The organism is Flavobacterium sp. W20_MBD1_R3 (assembly GCF_052119725.1).
Classification (GTDB): Bacteria; Bacteroidota; Bacteroidia; order Flavobacteriales; family Flavobacteriaceae; genus Flavobacterium.
The window spans coordinates 1-2,748 of record NZ_JBGQOR010000026.1; the positions used below are offsets into that span (position 1 = coordinate 1).

3 protein-coding genes are annotated in these 2,748 nt (G+C 34.6%); 2 read left to right on the forward strand and 1 reads right to left on the reverse strand.

The annotated features are described in order from the left end of the window. The first annotated feature begins 208 nt into the window (after positions 1-208). Both ACEN2F_RS14590 and ACEN2F_RS14595 read left to right on the forward strand, forming a co-directional pair. Positions 209-745, forward strand: a complete 537-nt coding sequence (locus tag ACEN2F_RS14590; RefSeq protein ID WP_441740515.1) for a hypothetical protein — start codon at positions 209-211, stop codon at positions 743-745. 236 nt (positions 746-981) lie between these two features. Beyond that, positions 982-1,641 carry a hypothetical protein gene (locus ACEN2F_RS14595; RefSeq protein WP_441740517.1) on the forward strand — a complete coding sequence of 220 codons (660 nt, stop codon included), beginning with the start codon at positions 982-984 and terminating at the stop codon, positions 1,639-1,641. Between the two features lie 231 nt (positions 1,642-1,872). On the opposite strand, the gene ACEN2F_RS14600 is transcribed toward ACEN2F_RS14595, so the two are convergent. After that, a partial coding sequence (locus ACEN2F_RS14600; RefSeq protein ID WP_441740519.1) for an IS91 family transposase occupies positions 1,873-2,748 on the reverse strand: 876 nt, incomplete at its 5' end.

Here is a 2,748-nt window from a genome sequence, read left to right on the forward strand (position 1 = left end):
TTTTAGTTATCTTCGTAAGATAATCAAATTCTACAATGGTGCTACCGAAGGTTTAGTTCAACACACGCTACAAGCAAGCTGGGCAATTGGCTTAGTTTAAAAATAGTTTGCATTTGAGACATTTGTTTTTAACCGAAAGATTACGCATCTTTAATCCCAGCCTGCGTGTAGCGCGGGAACGTTAGCGTATATTTTAAAAAACTGCAAAATGAGAAACATACTTTTATCGATTGCTTTTTTTTCGATTTTCAGTTGCAAAAATTCTGAAAGCAAAACTGAATTAACACCATCAACTGTTAAAGAAATCAATGAAATTATAAAAGTAATAATAACGGAAGATAGTCTAGATGTTTTTGAAAATGCAAAAGGAAAAAAGATGCTTTGTAAAGAGCTGATTAAATTAAATATATTCATTCCAAAAAAACGAAAAAACGGCGAAATTCCTCCACCTCCACCACCATCGTTTAATGATATTTCGATAACTGACATACTAAATTTTGACAGAAAATCTACATTTTTCAAAGCTGTTGATTCACTGTATTTATTAAAACAAAATTTAAATCCAGAAAAATTAGAAATAGATAACAAAATAGTGGGCAAAATTAATTTTACGACAAAAGATAAAGAAATCAGTAAGAAAAAAACTGGAAAGCCATATAATTACTACGAAATGACAATCCCTGTTTTTTCATCAAATAATCAAGTAGCTTATTTGGAAGTGAATCACTACTGCGGAAGATTATGAGGAAGTGGAAAATCATTATATCTGAAAAAAATAAATGGAAAATGGAAAATTATTGAAAAGTGGCGAACTTGGATAAGCTAAAAAACATCCGCTAACCGCCATTTTGAGCTAGCTGGAATTTAGTGGAATTATCGTTTCGCATCAAGTTTTCGTTAAGCCGAAAACTGAGCGTTTACGAACTTCCAGCCATCTCAAAGTGGCATAACGTTACCAGCAATAAACAAACACAATCGTCAATGGAATATCCGATTATAGAAGCGTTAAAAAAATACAAAACGCATTTTAATGCAAATCAATTCATAAGTTTAAATCCTAATAGTGATTTTGGAAATCTTAATTTAGTGTGGTCACAAATTGTTATACGTATAGAATGCGTTAATATGCAAATCGTAGACTTGTATGAGAAATTTTATGAGCAAAAAAAACGTGTCGAAATGGGTTTTTATATGTCTAATTTAGACGATTCATATTTAGATATAATGATTACTGAACAGATTTTTTATTGGTTAAGAAAAACAGCAGACGAAATAATTTCTTTGATTTCTATATGTTCAGATTATCAAAGAACTGGTAAATATCCTAAAAAGATAAACGTAAGCTCAATCGGAGAGTTCATAAAATTAAAAACGCCTTTTAATAATACTATTGAAAAATATCGAAACTTATTACAACAACTAAATGAAACATCTAATGCTTACAAACACTCATTTATAAATCCACAAATTGTTGCATATAAAGGCTCAGAATATCCAGTAGTTTTTGCGTATAACTTACACTTTAATGATAGAGCAAACCAGCCAAAATTTATTAATCTTGATTTTAGAGTTTTTTTGAATAATTATAATGAATTTCTCTTTGATGTTAAAAATCACATTTCAGAAAGCTATAGTATTTAACGTCGAATTTTACTGCTGGTAACAGCTAGGGATTCGTTGCGTGCGCAGCACAAACAATGAAACCCGGGTTGAACGGAACCGATTGTACGTCCGTGAACACTTATGGAGTTGTCGTAAAGTTTTTAGAGAGAAATACAAGAGGCAAGCGAGCCTCTTTTTTTTTGGAGTGTTTTCTTCTTGGTTTTTTCGTGTTTTCCATCACTTTTGAACACAAATTCCCTTACCCGTAATTTAGCTTTTACAGGGAATGGTGTTTTGGCTACCGCCAAGATACCAAGCAGGCGGACCGCGCTGGTCGAAGACTGCTATCCGGTGTAAATTTCCTGTTTTACAACACGGACACTTGGGTAAAAAGGGCTTCTTTTCTACTTTTTCTAAAACTTTCACTTTGAGCTTTTCTTGTAAAAGTTTCAGCTTTTGTCGCTTCCATGTACTGCTCAAAAAACCGTAATGTCGGATCTTGACAAAACGTTTGGGCAAAATATGCAATGAAAATCGGCGAATAAACTCTTTGTGCGTGAGTGTCATTTGTTTTTTTACACCCGCTACTCGGTAATCCTTATAATCAAAAGTCACGTTTTCATTGTCTATGCTCTTGATTCGATGGTTGCTAATGGCGATTTTATGGGTGTAACGTCCCAAATATTCCACCACTGACTTTGGACTTCCAAAAGGCTTCTTAGCAAATACAACCCAAGGCTTGCGCCACAATTCTTTCCGGATTTGTTCGTATTGGATCGGTAATTTTGCCCTGAGTTTGGCGCAATATTTAGCCCTAAAAACTTTCGACAAGGCTTTGACTGGGAATAAAAATTTGCCATCGGTTCTGCTGTTTTGCCACTGTGCGTTTTTATTAACTCCACCACCTGGAACAATGCAATGCAGGTGTGGATGCAAACTTAATTGCTGTCCCCAAGTGTGCAAAACCGCTATCATTCCCATCTGCATTTCTTTGGCTTTGCCAAAAGTTTGAAGCGTTTCCCAGCTCGCTTCAAACAAAGTATCATACACTATTTTAGGTTGATATTGCGCTAGAGAATTAATACTATCGGGCAAGGTAAAAACGACGTGGAAGTAGGGAACCGGTAAGAGTTCTGTACTTCTGGC